Here is a 21,535-nt window from a genome sequence, read left to right as displayed (position 1 = left end):
TGCCCTGCTCGGGGCCGTGCTTCGGAGGCGCCGGCCCGCGTTGCTACAAACACTGCCGCCGGGACCACCTCACCGCAACGCGATTAAATAGACCCGATCGCCAGAAAGTAATTGTGGTTCACGAATTCAGAGCACGTGACAGCGGTACGATCAGGTCTGCTGAGGCGAAAAGGGAAATCGGCGACTGCGGCAAATTGCAGTGCCCAAGTTGCGGCCGAGTATATCTGATGTGGATATTGGGGGCTACCCTGTCCAATCTCACTTCCCTGATCGAGTATATTTCTGTGTGCACTTCAATTGTTCGCACGCTACGCCACGTCCTGGATGGGCGCGCGTCGCAGCCGCTCCTCCAGGTTCCGACCGAGCGACACGTGCTGGGGGCCCCAGGCCACGAATCCGCCGCGCCGATCCGTTCGCAGCACGTCGTCCGGCAGGCCGACGTAACCGCCCCCGACCGCTTCGACCAGGACGCGCCCCGCCGCCACGTCCCAGGCGTAAACGTTGAGGTTGGCCGCCAAATCGGCGCGACCGGCCGCTACCCAGGCCAGGGCCAGCGCCGACGAGCCGATCTGGCGGAGGCCGCAGTATTCCCCGGACCCGGTCCCGGAATGGAAGTGGCGTTCCGCCAGATCGGTCAGCAACAGCGGCGGCCCGTGCCCCTGCCAGCGCACCGGCTCGCCGTTGATCCGGAGGTCACCTCCGCCCGCGGTGAACATCTCATCCCGGACCGGGTCGTAGACGCATCCACCCCGTGCGGCTCCGTCCGTGACCACGCCGATCGAGACGCAGAAGAGCGGAATTCCCCGCGCGAAGTTGTAGGTGCCGTCGATGGGATCCACATACCACCGCACGTCGCCTCGACCGGATACTCCGTTTTCTTCGCCGATGACGACCGAGTCCGGACAGGCGGCGAGTAATCCAGTCCGGATGGACTCCTCCGCCAGCCCGTCGATCTCGGTTACCCGGTCATATCTGGTGCCTTTCCGAATGGACAAGGGCTGCTGCCGGAACTGCTCCCGGAGGAATCCGCCCACCTTCAGCGAAACCTCGACGGCGATCTCGACCAACCGCTCCACGTTCATAACTCCTCCTCGCTCCTGAAGCTCGTCAGCGGCTGGCGCCCACGGGGTCCGGCCGGTCAGACGAAGCACCGGGTCCGCAGACGGAACAGCGGCGTACAGCCCGTTGACTTGGCTCAGCGTGTCGTGGGCGCCGACCTCGGTGAACCGGCCGCCGTCCAAGACGACGATGAGATCGGCGGCCCGAGCGGTGGTGAAGCGATGCGTGAGCAAGACCGTCACGCCACCTTCTTCGCGACCCGCCTCGGCGTACTGCTGGAAAAGCAACTCCTCGCATGGTGACGTCGAGATCCGCCACGCCGGAAAGCAATTTCCACGTCGTCAGACGGGACGGCTCCGGGTGCCGTCACTGCGGCACTCCGGCCGGCTGGGCGGCGGTTGAGGCGTACTCCTGGCGGAGCGTGCGCTTGAGCACCTTGCCGGTGACGCCGACCGGGACCGATCGCACGGCGACCGCCCGGACGTCGGCGAGCGGCGGCTGGCCCAGGCCGTCCAGCACCTCGTTGACCCGGGCCAGCATTCCGTTGGTGTCGTGGCCGTCGCGCAGGTGGACCAGCGCGATGGCGCAGGTGCCATCGTCCTGTTCCGCCGAGACCACCACGCAGTCGTCGATCTCGGGCAGGTGGGCCAGCAGGATCTCCTCGGTGAGGACCGAGTAGACCATCCCGCTGGCGGTGCGGATGGCGTCGACCGCCCGGTCCACGTGGTAGAAGCGGTTCGCCTCGTCGCGGTAGACCAGGTCTCCGGAAAGCCAGTATCCGTTCAACAGGCTGCGGTAGGTCTTGTCCGAGTCGTTCCAGTAACCGGGGGTCACCGTCGGGCCTTTCACACCGAGCAGCCCGACCTCGCCCGCCTCGGCCGGTGTACCATCCGGCCGGAGAACAGCGACCTCGGCGAACGGTTGGGCGACGCCGAGACAGCGATGCGGTGGCACCACGCCCGGAATTGTGATCATGCTCAGCACATCACCCCAGCCGAACTCCGAGGAGCCGAAACCGTCCACGAACATCGAGCCGGGCATAGGATCGGCGCCGGCCCAATGCCGGCCCCGCTCGACCAGCCGAGAGATGTGCGCATGGTGCGAGGCGTCGCCGACGCTCACCCAGCGCTCGACCAGGTTGAGATCGGTCGCGTCGAGTTGCTGCAGCGCCAACTCGGCGTGCGTCACCGCGAAGCCAACCACGATGGTCGCGCCGTAGCGGCCCACCGCCCGGGCCACCGCCCGGCCACTCCGATCCGACATGAGCGCCAGGGGCACCCCGGAGAGCATCGCGAGTATGGCGTAGCCGATCGCCGACCCGTGCGACTGGGGCAAGGCGGACAGGATCAGCGATTTCGGGTGGTCCTGAAACCGGGTCAGGTGCGCGCGGATGCCCACCATCATCTGCGCATGAGTCCAGATGACCGACTTCGGTGTGCCGGTGGTGCCCGAGGTGTGGCAGATCAGGACGGGATCGCCCGGCGAGTGCCGGAACGGCGGCGGCACCGGCACGTCCCCGGACGCGACGGTGGTGCTGATCGAGGTCACCCAGAACTGGTCGGTCTCCGGGTCGAGAGCGCCGGTGATCCGCGCCAGCCGGATGTCGTCCGTCTGGAGGCCTGCGGGCGCGGTACCCCGCAGATAGGCGACGGCGACGGCGGGATCCATCTCACCGTTGATCAGTACTGCGATCGCGCCCAGCCGGCTGAGCGCCAGCCAGTGGATCAAGTCGTCGGCGCTGTCCCGCACATAAACTCCGACCCGGTCGCGGGGGCCGACGCCGCGTGCGGCGTACCACGCGCTCCACGCACCGACGAGGTCGGCCAGCTCCGCCAGACTCAGCTGATCGCGCAGGTTCCCGTGCGAGTCGTGGAACGGCAGCTCGGCGAAGAGGTACGGAGCATGACGGTCCGGGCTGACCCGCATCGCCATCTCGAGAGCGTTACCTCCGCCCACCGCCGGGTCGGCGGCGATGGCGTGGCGTACGTCGGACGGGACGAAGGTGGCCCCCATGGTGGCATCTCCTATTGGTCATCGGGCACTAACTCGAGGAGTTGATAGTCGATACCGCGCACGAGGTCTCCCGAGGTGCGCAGAGTCGAGATCCGGTAGCCCGCGCCGGTGGCCAGGCGGCGTAACATGTCGCGGTCGCCGAGATCGCTGAAGCCGAGCAGCAACCGGCCGGTGGCGGTCAGCCGGGCGCCGGCCCCGGCGAGATAGCGTTCATGTGCCCGATAGCCGGGATCGAATACGGCCTGCCGCAGACGTTGCCGGGTGTCGTCGTGAACCGGTCGCCCGTCGGCGCCGGAATCGATGAACGGAGAGTTCCAGAAGATCAGGTCGAACCGCTCCTCCGGCTCCAGGCCGTCGAACACGTCTCCGAGATACAGCTCGATCCGGTCGGACAGCCCGTGCCGGGCGGCGTTGAGCCTGGTGTTCTCGACGGCCGCCGCGCTGATGTCCGTTGCGACGACCCTGGCGCATCCCTTCGCCGCCGCCGTCACTGTGGTGACCCCGGCCCCGCTGCCCACCTCGAGGAACGAGCCGCCGACCGGGAACGGGATGGACTCGGTAAAGAACCCGGTCGACGCGCAGTAGGTGGGAGCGAACACGCCCGGCAACAGGTCCCACTGCCGGCCCTGGAGCTGGAAGGTAGTCGGTTCGGTGACTCCAGCGGCGGTGCTGCTCACGAGCCACGTGCCCCGCACCACGGCGCCCTTCGACGGCCCGGTCCCGGAGGAGACCATCATGACTCCTTCCGGTCGGCCGGCCCGGGCGCAATTCGCACGAGGTCGGCGGTGGCGAAAGCCTTCGCGGGGTCGGGGTCCAACTTGACCGTGAGGCCGAGCACCCACTCCGCGCCCTGGTCCGCCAGGAGCAGGCGGGCCAGTTCCAGAACCTCGTCGCGCGCGTCACCGGTCACGGCCACACAGCTCACCGGGCCGGTCAGGCGGTAGTCGCGGGCGATCTGGCCGAGAACGGCAGTCGGCACCACCTGGTAGAAGAGGATGGGGCTCACCCGGCCACGGTTCACGTGTTCAACGGACAACTCCAGGGTGACCGTGTCGAAACGCTGTGAGCCGAGGATTATTCCGCCCCGATCGCCGATGCCCTTGAGCAGGTGGCCCGACCGCGCATCGCCGACGCATTCGCGGACGGCCGCGTACGCCAGGGGGGCGAAGTCCGACACCATGAAACCGGGCAGCTGCGGCAGCTCCGGACCGGCATGGACCTTCGCGCTGGTGACGAGTTCGAAAGCCGGCAGCGTCGTCATGCGGCGGCCAGCAGGATCGCGGCGTTGACGCCGCCCACCGAGGAATTGAGGCTCAACGCGTACGGCACCTCGACTCGTTCCGGCACGCTGACGTGCCGCAGCGGATGGCGGGTGTCCGGCCGGCGCAGCCCGGCCGTCGGCGGCAGCGTCGACGAGCGCATCGCCAGCAGCGTGATGACCGCCTCTAACGCGCCGCTGGCCTCGAGCGCGTGGCCGGTCGTGCTCTTCGTCCCACTGACGAACACCTGCTCCGTGTGTCGGCCGAGCGCGGTGTGCAGCCCGGCGGCCTCCGCGGCGTCGTTGAGCGGGGTGCCGGTGGCGTGGGCGTTGATATAGGTGAGCTGGTCGGGGCCGATACCGGAGCGCTGAAGAGCCGCGGTGACCGCCGCGGCGACACCGGCGCCTTGCGCGTGCGGCTGCGCCACATGGAAGGCGTCATTGGTCATGGCCCAGGAGGCGAGCCTGACCAGCGGCTGGGCGGCGCGCGCGCGAATGCTCTCCCCAGACTCCAGCAGCAGCATCGCGCCGCCGTCTCCGAGCAGAACGCCTTGCCGGTCCTGGTCGAAAGGACGCAACTGCCCGTCGGCCGCCAGCGCCTGTGCGGAGTCGAAGAGGTTGAACGCCTGCCGGTCGACCAGAAACGCTCCGCCCGCCAGCACCGCGTCGGTCACACCGGCCCGGACCAACTGCGCTCCGTGGATGATCGCGTTTGTCGCGGCGCAGCAGGCGTTGACGAAGGTACGCCTCGGCCGCCCGAGGCCGAGGCGATCGGCCACCCGCTCGGTGATCTCGGCGGGTGACTCCGGCTCCACGGAGGGCGCTCGCACCTTGGTCGCCAGGACGACGGGAAGTTCTGCCGGGTCGCGCCAGCCGGCCATCTCGATCGCCTGCCGCCCGCAGGCGATCGCCACCTCGACGGTCTCCAGACCGGGCCCGGCATCCGGCGGACTGACCGCTGCCTCTGGATACGTGGCCGCCTGGCCGGTGCGGCAGTGTGAGACGTCGAAACGGGTGACCATGCGGAAGGCCGGCGATCCGGAGAAGACGCCGTCGAAGAGCGCCTCCGGTCCGAAGCCGAAAGCGCTGAACACGCCGAAGCCGCTGACGTAGACCTTCGCCGTCATGGGGTTCCGACGCCCAGATTACGGTTGATGAGGACGTGCAGGCTGTCCACGGAGTCGACGTCGGCGGTCTCGCCGCTGAGCCGCACCACGACGCCGTGCCGCTCCTCTAAGAGGTGCTGGATCCAGATCGCGGCAAAGGAGTCGATGACGAGCAGGGTGTCGTCGTCGATCTCTTTAGGCAGCCCGGCGCACTCGCAATCGGTGAGGATGCTGCGGACCTCGTCCTTACTGATCCCTTTCGTCGAGGGCTGGTGTTCGCTGCTCTCGGTACGCGGAGAGGAGTTGTGCTCGTTCACGGACAACCTTTCCGGTCGGTGTCTGGATGAGTTGCTCCTGCAGGTAGTACCGCTTCGGCGCCTTTAGGGGATTCAGCCGTTCCCGGATCCACGCCGCGAGCGCCCGATCCGTGAGCCCGTTGCGGGCCGCCACGAACGCCTCGATCACGTTCCCGAACGTCACAACCGCAGCGGCGACGTCGGGATGCTGCTGAAGCACCTGCTCGATCTCCATCAGATCGACCTTGATGCCGCCGATCGCGACCACTGAATCCGCGCGGCCGCGGATGCTGATCGTATTGCTCGCCTCGTCGATCGCCGCGCGGTCGAACGTCCGCAACCAGCCGCCGGTGAACCGGGCCACGCCGTCGTCGACGAGATAAGGCGTCTCATCGAGCCGGATGTACAACTCACCGCCGGTTGTCCGGACGGTGATGCCGGGAGCGGGCCGGCCGACGGACGGCGGGGCAAACCGACCGGCGAGGTCGGCGGTGACCACGCCGACCTCGGTCAAGCCGTACACCTGCCCCAGGCGGCAGCCGGTCGCCAGCCTGAACCGCTCGGCGACGGCCGGACTGGTCGTCATCCCCGCGCTGGTGGCGATGCGCAGTCGCGGCAACCTGGGCAGATCCGCCGTGGCTCCGAGCAGCTCGAAGTGTGTCGTCACCCCGAAGATCACCGTCGGCTCGAGCGCCGTCGCCGCACGGGCGATCGCGCCACCGTGCTGCGCGGACGGAAAGAGGACGGGTAGGCCGACCGCCAGCCCGTACAGGATGCCGCCGATCAGGCCCCAGGCGTGGATCGGTGAGCACAGCAGGAGAAGCCGATCGTCTCGGCCCGGCATATCGTCGATGGCGGCATACCGGTCGATCTCCGCGTCCAGTGACGCCGCCGACCGTGCCACCACCTTGGGCTGCCCGGTCGACCCGGAGGTGAACTGTACGAGGCACACCTGTTGCGGAAGCGGGAACGCCCCGGTCAGCGGCACGACCTCCAACTCGGACCGACCGGTGAAGTGCGTCGCCCCGGTTGCGGCACGCACATGGAACGCCGGCGGGCACAGCCGGGTCAGCGAAGCGGTCTCGGCGGCGGTCAGCCGGTGGTCCAAGAGCATGGCGCGGGCGTCCAACCGCCAGATGGCCAGGAGCAACGCGAACAAGGTGGCGCCGGGAGGGAGCTGCACGGCAACGCAGTCGCCTGGCTGGACACCACGCGCCTCGAGCAGATCGAAGCACTTGGCGACATCCTGGAGTAGTGCCTGCCGGTCGAAGGTCCCCGACTCGTCGACCCACACCGGATCGCTCGATTCCACGCCGCACAACCGGTCGCTCAGCTCCCGTGCGGACATCGACAGCGTTGAGTCGTGGACAGACTTTCCCACCAGGCCATCGCTCCGATCGGTGCTCTCATCGGTCTCCATCCGCGCCCGGTGAAGGTCCACGGATTTGGATGACAACCCATCCAACCTCACTGTGTCAACCCTATTACAATCCATAACGAATGAGGCTTGTCAACACCCGGAAACCGGATTCCTGGACGACAAAAGAATGTATGTTCAACGTCAGCGTTACAGTCCGTTGATGACGACGAGAAGTCTGCGCAGCGCAGAGGGCACACCACCACCTTGAACCCAGGCGTGCACCAGAGGCACGCTTGCCGGTCAACTCCGGGCGCTCGCCACGCATAGTCTGAACAGCCGTTGAGCAGGGATAAGACGGCACGGACAAGTGCGCGGCGGAAGTCACGAGGCGACACTCGCACCGAGGTTCGGCACTCTGATGAGGGGCGCCCCCGGACTCCAGCGTCGACATGATGCCGAGACATCCGTGCCGACACAAATCTTTTGGGACTGCTCTCTCGCCCATTAATCAAGCATGCAGCCGACGCCGAAGGCGTATTACGCTTTGATTTCGTTGTCGTCTCAAGCTAACTCCGCGTGGGAGCGCTGTCAAGAATCTTGAGTTCCATGCAGAGCGGCGGTAGCCTAATAGGCGCATACCAATCGCTTACTGCCAGGCGTTTTGTGTGATCAGCTTTGGCCGACGACCACCCTCTGTGAGCGGGGCGCCAGTGGCGGCCGACCCGCTCCCGGCGCGACCGGCGCGAAAGCGTTTGAAGGAGCAGTGGATGAATGTCAGCGAACTGGTGATCTCCGTCGCGGGGCTGTCGAGCCGGGCCGGACCTCTGACCTGGAGCCAGCGTGGCATGTGGGAAATGGTCGGCAGATTTCAGGAGTTCGGGCACCGAATTAACCTCCGGGTCGTACGGCCGGTGCCGAGTGGCTGGACCACCGAGCAGATCGCCGACCGCCTCACCGAGGTGCTGACGCGACACGAATCGCTGCGCACCCGGTACGTCGCGGGGGAGGACGGTCCGCTCCAGATCGTCGCCTCGTCCGGAACATTGAGCGTCTCGCTCGTCGACGTCCCAGGCCCTGAGGAAGCGGACGAGGCGGCCACCAAGACCTGTGCCGCCCTGGCCGAACGCCCGTTCACCGAGGCCGACCTCCCACTGCGTGTCGCGCTGATCCGGCACGCGGGCATGCCGATCCGGCTGGTGCTGGTGTGCTCGCACCTCTCCACTGACCAGTGGAGCTTCGAGCTTCTGCAGGCCTTTCTCGTCGGAGCCGCGGAAGTGCCGACCGTGCCCGCCACTCATCCGCTCGACCAGGTCGCCTACGAGACGTCAGCGAAAGGACGCCGAGATCTCGACCGAGCGGTCGCCCGGTGGCAGCAGGAGCTGAGCCGCGCGGTGAGCGGCACATCCGCGACCGGGACGCGACCCGCCCCCTCGGGTTCCAGGCCCCGCCTGCACATTGCCAGGTTCGGCTCGGTCGGCGCGCTGGCCGCCTGCCGCCTGCTGGCAGCCGAGCATCGGGTCAGCCTCGCCCAGGTTCTGCTGGCCGCGACCGCCTGCGCGCATGCGATTCCCCGCGGCCGGCGAGTCGCCACGCTCCAGCTCGCCACCACGAACAGGATCACGCCGGCGGACCGGTGTGAGATCTCGTGTCGTTCGAACACCGCGATCGCCGTGATCGATGTGCGGCGGCCACGATTCGGACAGATCCTCACCGAGAGCGCGAAACAGAGCATCCTGGCCATGCGGTACGGCATGGCGGACCCGACAGAGGTACAACGTGTGATTGACGACACGATGCGGTCCAGCGGCGGCCTGATCGACCCTTCCTCATACTTCAACTACCACGGTGATTTCGACACCAGCACCCCCGACCACGACGCCTGGCGCCGGGCTGTTCTCGACGCGGGTCCGCAGGATTACGACCTGAGCTGGGAGAATAGTGTCGACTGGAACATCACGCAGTTCTACTTGCACGCCGCCGCCTTCGAAACGGGGCTCAACATAGAGCTTCACGTCGATCCGGAGTTTATGCCGGACACGGAAGTGAAGAAATTCTTCGGACGACTGCAGAGGCTCCTGCTCGCCGCCGCCCGAGGAGTTGACGACATGGACCGGATGATTCTCAGCGAACAGATTTCGGCGTAGACTCCACGCCCTTTCGAGGTCACTCGGTGGACACCTCCCGCTGCCCAACATTCGACACGAAGGCGCTGGTAGAGACGTTGTCAACACTTGATCACGGGCTACTTAATCAGATGGGATGGCCACGGGTGCCCACTTCGGGTACGCTCGTTAGAAAGAGCGACTCGGGGCTGGGAATTGCTGTGGCAACCGTCGCGCGGCTCATACGTGGGTACAGCCTCGTGTTCGCGGACCATCGATGCGCCAGTGGCATCCTATACGGCAGATCTCATTTCCAGGCAAGTGCGTGAATCGGTTCGTGAGCCGATTCAACCCTCCCCTTACAAACATCTGTCTCCATGTTATCCTGGCCGCCTCAGCGCAAGGACAGACATCATTGTGTGGCGGCGGTCGCTTGCGAAGGCGGGGCGTGAACGATCAATGATGACGCGCGACGAGATGACCGAGATCATCGCTAAATGCACAGCTCTTCAGGTGTTCGATGCCCCCATCGATTACGACACCGAGATAGTCATCGACTCTTTCAGCTTCGTCTGGCTCCAGCATCTGCTCGAGGAGCGCTTCGGCTTCGAGCTGGAGCCGCCCGATTCCGGGGTCTTGGAGACGCTGAACTCGGCACGGTCCGTGCACCGGTACCTCGCCGAGCTCAGCCCGGACCGCTTCGCCGCCGCTGACTGACGGGCGAATCGAGGCTGCATCCGCGGCCCGGTCATCGCGGCGGGTAACAGGTATCCGCACTTCCAAGGGAGAATCACGTGCTGCACGGTGGGGCCGTCTCAGACGGCAGTGGCCACGACCTCGTCGTGGTCGGCAATGGCGTATCCGGCAGGGAGACCGCCGGTGGCTGAGAACTTCGCGGTCGCCGCGCTGAACCCCGAGTTCGAGGCCGTGCTGCGGGAGTGTTTGGACGGCCTGATCCCGCCGGGCGTGATGCTTCAGGAGGACAGCGACCTGGCGGAGTTCGGCATCGACTCGCTCACCATCGTCCGGCTCCTGGTGGCGATCGAGGACGTCTTCCTGGTGCGGATCCCCGACGAGGTGATGGCCTTCGAGATCTTCGCCTCACCCGGCGCTCTCTGGAACGTGATCTCCGGCCTCATGGAGGAACCGCATGAACACTGAACTGCTCCAGGGCATCACGGACAGGGTGCGGCTGGTTCCGGACCAGCACCGGGTCTTCGACCAGGACATCTCGATGGTTCTCAAGGTCTTCGGGATCCGCGCGCCGATCCTGTCCGCTCTGCTCGATCTCGGCTTTCCGCACCGCTCATCGGGTGGGCAGCAGTACTTCGACGAGCTGGACCTGGCGAACACCTCTCTCGCCCTGCATCTGCCCTCTCCGCGCTACCTCGCCATGCGACGCTGGCCTGACGTGCTCCGGGCGGTGGCGGAGAACCGCCCGGTCCGCTACGACCTCGAAATCGTCGCGGAATGCGATTCCGCAGCGCCCGCCCACCAGTGCGACTTCCGCCTGCCCGCGGAAGTGCAGGCCCTCGGGGCTCATGCGGACTCCACGGCCCGGAAGTTCATCCTGAGCCGCGAGGTCGGCACCTCCGGTCGCCCCGGTGAGGCCCCCCCACAATTGCAGCGAATCTTCGGTGAGGTCTCCGGGTTCCACTTCCACATCCTGCCCAAGGCTCTATACGGCGACCTCTCCTTCGTCGCGGCGACCTCACTCGCCGACTGTGAGCTGGCCACCCGGTACCTGGTCGGGCGGGCGATCGAAGAGGGATGGGAGGCTCGGCGCAGCTTTGGGCTGCTGCTGTCCAGCCCCTACTCGCTGGAGCACTACTGGCCGGAGGTCCGGCTCGACGGAGTCTGGACCGCCTTCGACCCCCACCTGATCAATAGTCTCGTCCGGTGGGAGGTGCTGGCGGCCGCCCAGGTCTCGAACGCCCAGGTGCTGAACTCGGTCTTCTTCCGCGTCGCGGACGACTGGATCCCGCTCGTCGAGGACGCGGGCCGCCCGGCACGGGTCTCCTTGCTCACCCGGCGCCGGCAACTGGCCGGTGAGTCCGTAAGCGCGACCGGCTCAGCCGAGGCGGCCTCATGAGCGGGTCCGGATCGACCCCACCATCTTCAGGATCTGCTCGCCCGTCATGCCGGGCCGCACCGACGTCACCGCGGACATCGCACGGAATCGCTCCGAAGGGCTCGCATGAGAACTCTACTCATCGACAATTATGATTCCTTCTCGTACAACCTGGCCCACTATCTCGGCGAGGTGACCGGGACCGAGCCGACGGTCATCCGCAATGACGAGCCCGGGTGGCGGCCGGAACACCTCGATGGTTTCGACAACGTCGTCATCTCCCCGGGTCCTGGAACACCCGGTGTGCCGGCCGACTTCGGCATCTGTCGCGAGGTGATCTCGACGGGCCGCGTCCCCCTGCTCGGCGTCTGCCTCGGACACCAGGGCATCGCGACGCTCGGGGGCGGGTCGATGGCACTCGCCCCGGAACCCCGGCACGGCCGTAAGTCTCCCGTTCTCCACGACGGCACCGGCCTGTTCGCCGGCATACCGTCACCGCAGGAGGTCGTGCGCTACCACTCGTGGGCGGTCGATCGCCTCTCGGACGAGCTCGAGGCGCTGGCCTGGACTCCCGACGGCGTGTTGATGGCGTTGCGCCACAAGAACCGGCCCCAGTGGGGTGTGCAGTTCCATCCCGAGTCCATCGCGACCCAGCATGGTCACCGCCTGCTGGCCAACTTCGCCGAACTGAGCGAAGAGTCCAACCTGCGGCACGGCCGGCGTGTCCGCTCGCGGCGGCCGCTGCCGACCCGCCCGAGCAGCTCGAACACCGCGAGACGAGTGAAGTACCGCCTACTGGTCGAGGAGTTGCCCACGACATCCGACGCGGAGCAGGTCTACGAGGAGCTCTTCCTCGACCACCCCTTCGCGTTCTGGCTGGACAGCAGTCGTCCCGATCCGCGTCTGGGCCGCTTCTCGATCATGGGAGCCGCCGACGGCCCACTCTCGGAGGTGGTCACGGCCGACGTCGCCGACGGCACGGTCACCGTACGCTTGAGGCAGGGCACCCGCCGGGAGGTACGGCCGTTCCTGGACTGGCTGGACGACCGTCTCCGCGCCGCCGAGGTCGTCGGCGGCGCAGAGCTGCCGTTCGACTTCCGAGGTGGCTGGGTCGGCTATCTGGGCTACGAGCTCAAGGCCCAGTGCGGCGCTCGCCTGGCCCACCGCTCCCCGCATCCGGACGCGTCATTGCTGTTTGCTGACCGGTGCGTGGTCTTCGACCACACCGCCTCCAAAACGTATCTGCTCGCGCTGCACGTCGGGGACGACGCGCCGGCGCGGAGCTGGCTTGCGGCCACGCGGGCACGCATCCAGGCCCTGGCAGGCGCTCCACGCCCCTCGGTCGCGGCGCCGGGCCCGGTCGCAGTGCCCGTATCGCTACGCCACGACCCTGGCACCTACCTGAAACTGATCGAATCCTGTCAGGACGCCATCACCGCCGGCGAGTGTTACGAGATCTGCCTGACGAACATGCTCACTGTGGAGTGCACGCTGGATGTGTGGCCCGCCTACACGACGTTGCGCCGGGACAATCCGGCGCCGTTCGCGGCGTTGCTGCGTCTGGGAGATCTGTCCGTACTGAGCACCTCCCCGGAGCGTTTCCTGCGCATCGACGACGAGGGGCGGGTGGAGGCTCGTCCGATCAAGGGCACCCGCCCGCGAGGCCACTCGGCCGAGGAGGACGAGGCTCTCCGGGAGGATCTGGCCTCCTGCGAGAAGGACCAGTCCGAGAATCTCATGATCGTCGATCTGATGCGCAACGACCTGGCCCAGGTCGCGGCCGTCGGTTCGGTGGCCGTCCCCGAGCTGTTCACCGTCGAGACCTATGCGACCGCCCATCAGCTGATCAGCACCGTGACGGCCCGGTTGCGCCCCGACCGCAGCCCGGTCGACTGCGTCCGTGCGGCCTTTCCGGGCGGCTCGATGACCGGAGCGCCGAAGCTGCGCACCATGGAGAACATCGATCGGCTGGAGGGCGGGCCCCGCGGGATCTACTCCGGAGCGATCGGATACTTCTCACTGTCCGGAGGCATCGACCTGAGCATCGCCATCCGTACCCTCGTGACGGAGCCCGGTCGCGTCAGTTACGGGGTCGGTGGCGCGATCGTTGCCATGTCGGACCCGGTCGCCGAGTTCGACGAGACTGCCGTCAAGGCGATTCCCCTGCTCTCGCTGCTCGGCACACGTCTCCCGGAACGCGACACGGTGAAAGCGACGAGTGATGTTTGAGCCCTCACTGACGGAGACACCATGATGCTCTACCACTGGTTCGACGCCTCAGTCGCCCGCCACGGCACCCGCGCTGCTCTCGAGGTCGGCGGCGAATGCTTCACCTACCGGCAGCTCGCCGACATGGCGGAGTCGCTCGCCGCGCGTATCCGCCAGGAGTTCGAGATCGTTCCCCGGCGGATCGGTCTACTGGCCGACCGAAACCTGCTCGCCTACGTGGGCTATCTAGCCATACAGCGTCTGGGCGTCTCCGTCGTCCCGCTCAACCCGGCTTTCCCACAGGCACGGACACAGCACATGCTGACGGCCTCGGAGACCGGCCTGGTGCTGGCCGACCCGAAGCTCGCTGCCCCGCCCCTCGACGGAGTCCGCCTGCTGGTCGTGGATCCGGCGCTGGTTCAAGAGGAGCCAGCGGCGCCGCTGCCGCCACTGCTCGACGAGCCCGACTCGGAGGCGTACCTGCTGTTCACCTCCGGGTCGACGGGCAGGCCCAAGGGAGTGCCGATCCGGCAGGGCAACGTTTCCGCGTTCCTGGCAGCGGTTCAGGACAGGTACGGGCTGGCACCCGGCGCCCGGTGTTCGCAGTGCTTCGATCTGACCTTCGACCTATCAGTGTTCGACCTGTTCGCGGTCTGGGCCGCGGGCGCCACCCTGGTCGTGCCGAGCCGAAACGATCTGTTGCGGCCAGTCAGGTTCATCGCTGACAACGCCCTCACCCACTGGTTCTCGGTGCCCTCGGCGATCACCAGGGCGCAAGCCAGCGGACGGCTGCTGCCGGACAGCATGCCGTCACTGCGACAGAGCCTGTTCTGCGGTGAGCCCCTCACCTGGCAACAGGCCCGAGCCTGGAAAACGGCCACGCCCCAGAGCACACTGATCAATCTCTACGGGCCCACCGAACTCACCATCAGCTGCAGCGACTTCGCTCTGCCGGCGGATCCCGACGAATGGCCGGCCACGCCCAACGGCGTCCTGCCGATCGGCCTGCCCTATCCGGCGCTCGAATATGCCGTGCTGGACGACTCGGGGAACCCGGTCCCGGACGGTGAGCTGTGCGTCCGGGGGCCTCAGCGCTTCGACGGATATCTGGACCCGGAGGCGAACCACGGCCGGTTCCACCCCACTCCTGCAGCGGTGAGTGCTCCGGCGGTCCCGCGGGACTACTGGTATCGCACCGGGGACCGGGTGACCACGCGCGACGGCATCCTGATCTTCCTCGGGCGGGCCGACCAGCAGGTCAAAATCAACGGCTACCGGGTAGAGCTCGGTGAGATCGAGGCGGCGCTGCGCTCTCTCCGCGGCGTCGCCGACGCCGTCGTCGTGGCCGTTCCCGAGGCCGCTGACGCGCTCGGGCTGTACGCCGTCTGCCTGGCCCCGGACGGCGAGCCGACCCAGCTGCGCGCTGAACTGGTCCGCAGCCTGCCGGGCTACATGGTTCCCAGGCGAGTGCTCACCGTCAGCCGGTTGCCCAGCAACGCCAACGGGAAAGTCGACCGTCCAGCCGTATCGGACCTCGTCCGGACCGCGCTCGAACGTCCGGCGGTGACTATCGGGCCGACGGCTTCGGCACGGCGACGGTGATCGGTGTGACCGGGCGGACCGACCACGACGCTCGTACCACGGCGAAGCAACTGCGAACAGAGGCCTGACGTTCGGCTGGATATCCGAGGACCGGCCGTCTCAAATCGCGAGCCGAACAACCAATCACGACGACGGGACCCGCGGTGGCATGGCTTATACCTCCTGCCGACGGTAGCGATGGCACAAGACCGCACAAGCGTTAGGCCGGCGCGGCCATGGCGGTCGCGACCTGACTTCGATCGAACGCTGTCCGTGAGCGAATCACGGTCGATCTTCGAGGGGAGAAGTGGTGGCGCAAGCGAATCCTCAGGCGGAGCATGGAAAGGTGGTCACCGTCGGGCGCGGTCACCGGCCCAGACGTGATCACCAGACCGTGGCCTACCTGACCAATCAGCTGCCGTTCCCCGACATCAGCGGCGGGCAGGTACGAGAAGCGCAAACCCTGCTGCGACTTGCGGAACGCTTCGACATCCATTTGGGCATTGTTACCTCAGAGTTCGAACGAGACCTGGCTGCCCTTGACGAGGTGTCCGCGGCATTCGCCAGCGTGACGTTGGCTCCGAACCTCGGCGGCACAGATCCTGCGGCGCACAGAGACCGTGTCGGCAACCCAGAATTCGTGCGGCAGTGGGCGCAGGTGGTGAGGTCTGCCGACCTCGCGCACGTCGAGGGCTACTTCATGATGCCAAGCCTGCCCCGCCGGGCAGGCCTTGGCGTCCTGCTGGTGGAGGAGAACATCGAGTTCTGCCTGCACCGCTCATTCGCCGGGGAGTCGGGGCCCCCGGAGGCAACGTGGCACCGTACGCGGCGCGAGGAGATAGCCGCATGGCGTAGCGCCACCTTGGTCGGTGCGGTGACCCTGGAAGACGTCCGGGCGATCACGCAGGCGGCTCCAGACATCACGCCCGTACATCTCCCCAACGGATGGGATCACCTCGCTTTTCAACCAGCCGGGCGTCGGGATGCGCCGAGCGAGGCCAACGTGCTGTTCACGGGCAACTTCTCTTGGGCGCCTACCCGTGATGCCGCTACCTTCTTGCTCAATGACATCTGGCCGATTCTTCGGCAGGCCCACCCCAGTTGCCGATTGGTCCTCGCCGGGGCGTCACCGACACCGACGATGAAACGAGCAGCGCGACGCGACCCGCGCGTGCGCGTGACCGGTCAGGTCCCCACGCTTCGCCCTTATCTGGAAAATGCGACGGTATATCTCTGTCCTATTCGTTTCGGTGGAGGAATCAAGGTCAAGCTCGTCGAGGCGCTTTATTCAGGTCAGGCGATTGTAACCACACCTTCGGCCATGCAGGGACTCGGAAACCGGTATGACGATGCGGTACTCGTCGCCCAGACGGCTTCCGACTTGGCCGCCGCGACGTTGACCCTGCTCAACGACTCTCGGCGGCGGAAGCAGCTTGCGGCGTTGGCCTCCGCCGCCGTACCCGCACTACCTACATGGGACGAAGCCGCTGCGCAGCTGGGGCATGCTTGGAATCGTGCTGCCGAGAATAGACGGGAAGCCCCCCACCTTTCGTTGTCCATTCAGACGGCAAGGAGCACACCGTGCTTGTACTAGGGATATGCGGACTGTTCGGGACCGAGGACGACGAGTTCCTGCCCGGCGTCAAACGAAGCTTTCACCATGACGCAGCCGCGTGCCTTCTCGAAGATGATCGTGTGGTACTCGCCGTCGAGGAAGAACGGCTCAACAGGGTCAAGCACACCAACCTTTTCCCCGCACGGGCGGTACGGGCATGCCTCGACGCGCGAGGCGCCACTCTGGGAGACCTCGACGCCATCGCCTACTTCTGGGACGAGAACCACCTCGATGTCGAGCTGGACCTGCACTATCTGCGCCACCCCAGCCTTGCTGCAACTCGGAGCCGTGACCTGATCGCGAATCGCCTGGAACTGGCACTGGGCCAGAGCTGTCAGCACAACGTCATCGAATTCCACCGCCACCATGATTCGCACGCGGCGTCCGTGTTCCACGACTCCGGGTTCGACGAAGCGCTGGTACTCGTCATGGACGGCAACGGCGAGGACAAATCATGTTCGGTGTACGCAGCCGACGCACAGGGCCTGAACCTGCTGCGGACGACTCCTGCGGTCCAATCGCTCGGTCATTACTACACGGGCGCGACTCAACTCATCGGATACGGCTCTTTCGACGAGTACAAGATGATGGGTCTCGCGCCTTACGGCGATCCAGGTCAGTTCGCGAAGACACTCGACGAGCTCCTCGAGCTTCGGGAGAACGGCGAGTTCTCGCTTGATGCGCATCGGCTCCAGGAGCATCTGCTCCTCGCCGGATATCAACCGCGTAAAGCCGGGGAACCGTTCGAGGACATACACATGAACCTGTCGGCCGCCGTGCAGGATCAATTGGAACGAGCCGTGTTTCATATGCTCCAATATTGGGCCTCCCAAGGTTTCGCCAACCTCTGCCTGGCCGGCGGCGTCGCACACAACAGCACCTTGAACGGCAAAATCCTCCAATCTGGGCTCTTCCGCCATGTCTTCGTCCACCCCGCCAGTCACGACAGTGGCGCCGCGGTCGGCGCGGCCCTGCTCTCAACGACGAACTCGGCGAAACACGGCCGACGAAGCCTACGAGGCGCTGATCGAATCCGATCCGTGTTCTGGGGTCCGGAGATCGAAGTGCAAGACGAGGCGGAAGCCATCCTCCATCGATGGAACGACCTCGTCACCTGGGAACGCTGCTCTGACAGCGCGACCGTGGCCGCCACCATGATCGCGGATGGTTCCGTCATCGCCTGGGCCACCGGAGCGTCTGAGTTCGGCCCGCGCGCCCTGGGGCATCGGAGCATCCTCGCCGATCCCAGGCCGGCGTCGAACAAGGATCGTGTCAACAGCCTTATCAAGATGCGTGAGGGGTACCGCCCGTTCGCCCCGGCCGTTCTGGCCGAGAGGGTACATGAATACTTCGATCTTCCTGCGACCGACACCACGTACGATTTCATGGGCTTCGTAGCGACGGTACGCGAGTCGAGTCGGGCGGCGCTCGGGGCAGTCACTCATGTGGACGGCACGGCCCGTCTCCAGACCGTCGACAAGGCCGTCAATCCGCGATTCTGGAAACTCATTCATGAGTTCGCGCAGATCACCGGAGTTCCGGTCGTCCTCAATACCTCGCTGAACAACAACGCAGAACCGATCGTGCAATCGCTGGAGGACTGCCTGGCCACCCTGCTGACCACGGGCCTGGACGCCCTCGTCTTGGACGGGCACATCGTCCGAAGGCGGCGGGTGGAGGCCGAGTCGATCCTGACCAACCAGGTCATGCTACCCCCGCTGGTTCAACTGACCTCGACGGTCACTACGGGAACCGGTGGCCCCGCCTCGACGACCACGATCGGTTTCCGGGACTGGCCCTCCTCGCGAGTGCCCATAACCTCAGCGGTCAGTGATCTGCTCACCGGCGCGGCTGACGCCGTGCAGTTCAACGGGTCAGAACGGCACCAGGTCGCACAGGACCTGTGGGACCTATGGCAACGGCGACTGATCCGGGTGAGGCCGTACGGCCCACAGAGCGGTATGGCATGACCGCCGATGTACCGAGGGTCCGGGTGACCAATGAGATAACAGCTCTGCTGACCCACCCCCAGCCTCCCCGCCCGGAAACCGGACGCGTTCTCGATATCAACATACCTGATCTCGCGATGGAAAATATTCCAGGAGTCGGAGAACGGTCCTGGCGCACCCGTCCCGATCGCTGACAGTCAGCAACGAGAGGATGAACCAAGTTGAATGCGAAGCCGATGCAGGACGCAAACCGAGGCCCAGCACCGGGCGACGGCGTAACCGTCATTACGCTGACTCGAGGAGATACCCGGTTCCTGGCTCGTTGTTCGGCCTCAGTCCGTGACCAGGACTTCGCCGGTGAAATCGAGCACATTATCATCGGCGATGATATCATGCCCGATCCTACAAGTTTCGCCGAGTGGTACCGTACCGACTCAGTCGATACGAAACGACGGATTCGCGTGCATCGGGCCGAACGATATCCAACCGATTATTCGTTCAATCCACAGAGGGCCGCCGATATCTATCCACGCCTTGGCAGAATGTGGAACTGGGGAGTGCGAAATGCGAATAATCCCTGGGTCTGCTTCCTGGACGACGACAATGAGTTCGATAATAGGCATATCTCGAGCCTTTTCGCTCTCGCGAGACTGCGGCAAGCCGAAGCAGTACATTCATCCCGCCTGATATTCAATCGTGACGGCTCGCCATACCTGGATGAAATATTTCCATGGTGCCAGGACGAAGAGCAGGGTAAACGAATCTTTGCCGACCTCCGCAGTCGAGGTGCCTGGCCGGCGGGCGGGAACGTGCTTCACGACAAGGCCGACCCCATTGGGCCGGGCGCCGAAGTGCGTAATAGCACCATTATGTCAACGACGGACCCTTTGGTCATGGTTGACATGTCGGCCTGGCTATTGCGCCGAGACCTGTTACTGAGAATCCCTGTTCCCGAAACGATCACGCCCCAGGATGTCGTTCTCAACAACGCTCCGGACGGTCTTCTACTGGAGGCATTACTTCGCGATGGAGTCGCGATACATTCCACCGGTTTACCCACGCTCAGGTATTACTTGGGCGGAATCTCGAACAAGGACCGACTATAGATATCGTCTGAAAACCTATTGAAACGGCTCGTCGCCCGACGGCCCGAGCCATGGACCCGGCCTGACCGCTGCCCCGACATCAGCCCGCCGAGCGAGAACCGGTCGTACGGCCCGCCCGGCGTGGCGGCCTCGCCTCGGGGGGCAGAAACAGCAACCCGTCGAGGTCCAATCCGTCAGCGGCTCTGTAGGAGAGGCGCTCTTGAGTTCCCGGATCAAAGCGGCAAATCACGGTGTCGAGCCCATTGGTGAATATCGCCGGCGGCAGCCTGTCTGTAACTTGTGCCAGGCCGGCAGAGCAGACGGTTGGGTGCAGCCGGTGGGCGATTTGCGAGCGGGCCGGGTTCGTCCGGGCCAGGGCGAGCAGGTGGTGCAGTTTCTCCTTGGCGCGCCATCCGGCCAAGAAACAGTGGCCAGGGGCATCGCATATTCGTGGGCGCCCTCGGCCGCCATCACTCACCGTGAACGTTTCTCCGGATTGATCAGCACCCTCTCCGATCAAAGCGCGAGGACCCCTATTGACGCTGCCACAGCGCGCATCGTAGCCTGCCAATGCACTGCAAGCGATCTCCACGAGCGTTTCAAGGGAGCGCTCCAGAGATTTACCATCGGGAGAACGCGTAGTGATCTCTTGGACTGCCATAAAAGGCTTGAATGACAGTAAGAAGACCAGATGAGATGGCCTGCTGTGGTCATCACCGGCGGTGCCGGATTTCTCGGATCTCATCTTTGTGAGCGGTTTCTTGCCGAGGGCTACGACGTTTACTGTGTCGACAACTTTCTCACGGGAGTGGTCGCTAACGTCGAGCACCTAATGGCCAGCGACCGCTTCCGGCTGATCCGGGCAGACGTGTCCCAGCACCTGGTACTCCCGGGGGCCATGGACGCTGTGCTGCACTTCGCCTCGCCCGCCTCTCCGACCGACTACCTGCGGCTTCCCATCGACACGCTGCGAGTCGGCTCCAACGGCACCTTCAACGCCCTGGAACTGGCCAAGGAGAAGGGCGCCCGGTTCGTGCTTGCCTCCACCTCGGAGACATACGGCGACCCGTTGGTGCACCCGCAGCCGGAGACGTACTGGGGCAATGTGAACCCGGTCGGTCCGCGCGGCGTCTACGATGAGGCCAAACGCTTCGCCGAGGCCATGACCACCGCTTTCAGACGGGCGTGCGGCGTAGACACCGCGATCCTGCGCATCTTCAACACCTTCGGTCCCAGAATGCGGCCGTTCGACGGTCGCGCGATCCCGACGTTCATCAGACAGGCGCTGCTCGGCGAGCCGATCACCGTGTCCGGCGACGGTACGCAGACCCGGTCCATCTGCTACGTGGACGACCTGGTCGAGGGCATCTTCCGAGTGCTCAACTCGGATTTCAGCGGACCGATCAACCTGGGCAACCCGCACGAGATCTCCATGCTCGCGCTGGCCCAGTGGATCAAGGAGTTGGCCGGCTCCGACTCGGAGATCGCTTTCGTGCCGCGACCTGAGGACGACCCCAAGATCCGCCGCCCTGACATCACGCTCGCCCAGACCCGCTTGGGCTGGACACCCAAGACTCCTATTGAGGACGGGCTGCGGTACACCATTGCCTGGTTCCAGGAGCATTCACAACTCTGGACGGACAGCAAGCTGGCACGCACAAGCCTTTAGGACGTGGCATGCATGAAGACAGGGGGCGAAATCGACTATGCCGACCTGTTCAGGCAGAGCCGTTCCGGTCCGCGCTGGACCTATCGCTCGCCCTGAAGTGCCCCGAATCTTCCGGACTCGGAGGTTCTTGATCATTGGCCTACGGGTGAATATCGCTGCGCTC

General features: G+C 65.6%; 17 protein-coding genes. 10 read left to right on the top strand and 7 right to left on the bottom strand.

Features of this window, described 5'->3' with window-relative positions; genetic code table 11:
• Positions 1-308: 308 nt before the first annotated feature.
• The 7 genes from AP234_RS32860 to AP234_RS32830 form a co-directional block, all read right to left on the bottom strand.
• Entirely contained in the window at positions 309-1,301 is a 993-nt protein-coding gene (locus AP234_RS32860) for an inositol monophosphatase family protein (protein ID WP_055483660.1), read from the bottom strand.
• Between the two features lie 124 nt (positions 1,302-1,425).
• Entirely contained in the window at positions 1,426-3,072 is a 1,647-nt protein-coding gene (locus tag AP234_RS32855; RefSeq protein WP_055483659.1) for a class I adenylate-forming enzyme family protein, read from the bottom strand.
• 11 nt (positions 3,073-3,083) lie between these two features.
• Positions 3,084-3,809 carry a methyltransferase gene (locus AP234_RS32850; protein WP_200926832.1) on the bottom strand — a complete coding sequence of 242 codons (726 nt, stop codon included), beginning with the start codon at positions 3,807-3,809 and terminating at the stop codon, positions 3,084-3,086.
• Positions 3,806-4,333, bottom strand: coding sequence for a hypothetical protein (locus AP234_RS32845; RefSeq protein WP_055483658.1), 528 nt, complete (start codon positions 4,331-4,333; stop codon positions 3,806-3,808). The genes AP234_RS32850 and AP234_RS32845 overlap by 4 nt, the downstream gene beginning before the upstream one ends.
• Entirely contained in the window at positions 4,330-5,457 is a 1,128-nt protein-coding gene (locus tag AP234_RS32840; RefSeq protein ID WP_055483657.1) for a beta-ketoacyl synthase N-terminal-like domain-containing protein, read from the bottom strand. The genes AP234_RS32845 and AP234_RS32840 overlap by 4 nt, the downstream gene beginning before the upstream one ends.
• Positions 5,454-5,753: a hypothetical protein gene (locus AP234_RS32835; RefSeq protein ID WP_055483656.1), complete on the bottom strand. Its 300-nt coding sequence runs from the start codon at positions 5,751-5,753 to the stop codon at positions 5,454-5,456. Before AP234_RS32835 ends, AP234_RS32840 begins: the two co-directional genes overlap by 4 nt.
• Positions 5,683-7,113: a class I adenylate-forming enzyme family protein gene (locus AP234_RS32830; RefSeq protein WP_160330532.1), complete on the bottom strand. Its 1,431-nt coding sequence runs from the start codon at positions 7,111-7,113 to the stop codon at positions 5,683-5,685. The genes AP234_RS32835 and AP234_RS32830 overlap by 71 nt, the downstream gene beginning before the upstream one ends.
• Positions 7,114-7,859: 746 nt before the next feature.
• Between AP234_RS32830 and AP234_RS32825 the strand changes: the two genes are divergently transcribed.
• The 10 genes from AP234_RS32825 to AP234_RS32785 all read left to right on the top strand — a co-directional run bounded on the left by AP234_RS32825 (position 7,860) and on the right by AP234_RS32785 (position 21,372).
• Positions 7,860-9,236, top strand: a complete 1,377-nt coding sequence (locus AP234_RS32825; protein WP_055483654.1) for a condensation domain-containing protein — start codon at positions 7,860-7,862, stop codon at positions 9,234-9,236.
• Positions 9,237-9,671: 435 nt separating this feature from the next.
• Positions 9,672-9,911: a hypothetical protein gene (locus AP234_RS32820; protein WP_152990752.1), complete on the top strand. Its 240-nt coding sequence runs from the start codon at positions 9,672-9,674 to the stop codon at positions 9,909-9,911.
• Positions 9,912-10,073: 162 nt separating this feature from the next.
• Entirely contained in the window at positions 10,074-10,355 is a 282-nt protein-coding gene (locus AP234_RS32815) for a phosphopantetheine-binding protein (RefSeq protein WP_055483652.1), read from the top strand.
• The gene (locus tag AP234_RS32810) at positions 10,345-11,286 is read left to right on the top strand and encodes a hypothetical protein (RefSeq protein ID WP_055483651.1); all 942 of its coding nucleotides are present in this window, start codon (positions 10,345-10,347) and stop codon (positions 11,284-11,286) included. Before AP234_RS32815 ends, AP234_RS32810 begins: the two co-directional genes overlap by 11 nt.
• Before the next feature lie 105 nt (positions 11,287-11,391).
• Positions 11,392-13,494 carry an aminodeoxychorismate synthase component I gene (gene pabB, locus AP234_RS32805; RefSeq protein ID WP_055483650.1) on the top strand — a complete coding sequence of 701 codons (2,103 nt, stop codon included), beginning with the start codon at positions 11,392-11,394 and terminating at the stop codon, positions 13,492-13,494.
• A 21-nt stretch (positions 13,495-13,515) separates the two neighbouring features.
• Entirely contained in the window at positions 13,516-15,075 is a 1,560-nt protein-coding gene (locus AP234_RS32800) for an amino acid adenylation domain-containing protein (protein WP_055483649.1), read from the top strand.
• Between the two features lie 289 nt (positions 15,076-15,364).
• On the top strand, positions 15,365-16,648 hold the full coding sequence (locus AP234_RS35660; protein WP_152990751.1) for a glycosyltransferase: 1,284 nt from the start codon (positions 15,365-15,367) through the stop codon (positions 16,646-16,648).
• Positions 16,636-18,639 (top strand): carbamoyltransferase C-terminal domain-containing protein, encoded by a 2,004-nt coding sequence (locus tag AP234_RS32790; RefSeq protein ID WP_055483647.1) that lies wholly within the window; start codon positions 16,636-16,638, stop codon positions 18,637-18,639. The genes AP234_RS35660 and AP234_RS32790 overlap by 13 nt, the downstream gene beginning before the upstream one ends.
• Positions 18,640-18,839: 200 nt before the next feature.
• Positions 18,840-19,724, top strand: coding sequence for a glycosyltransferase (locus AP234_RS36870; protein WP_152990750.1), 885 nt, complete (start codon positions 18,840-18,842; stop codon positions 19,722-19,724).
• Positions 19,725-20,394: 670 nt separating this feature from the next.
• On the top strand, positions 20,395-21,372 hold the full coding sequence (locus tag AP234_RS32785; RefSeq protein ID WP_083502647.1) for a UDP-glucuronic acid decarboxylase family protein: 978 nt from the start codon (positions 20,395-20,397) through the stop codon (positions 21,370-21,372).
• The last annotated feature ends 163 nt before the right edge of the window (positions 21,373-21,535 follow it).

The sequence above is a fragment of the Sphaerimonospora mesophila genome (genome assembly GCF_001417795.1).
GTDB lineage: Bacteria > Actinomycetota > Actinomycetes > Streptosporangiales > Streptosporangiaceae > Sphaerimonospora > Sphaerimonospora mesophila.
This window is presented reverse-complemented; position numbering and strand designations above follow the sequence as displayed.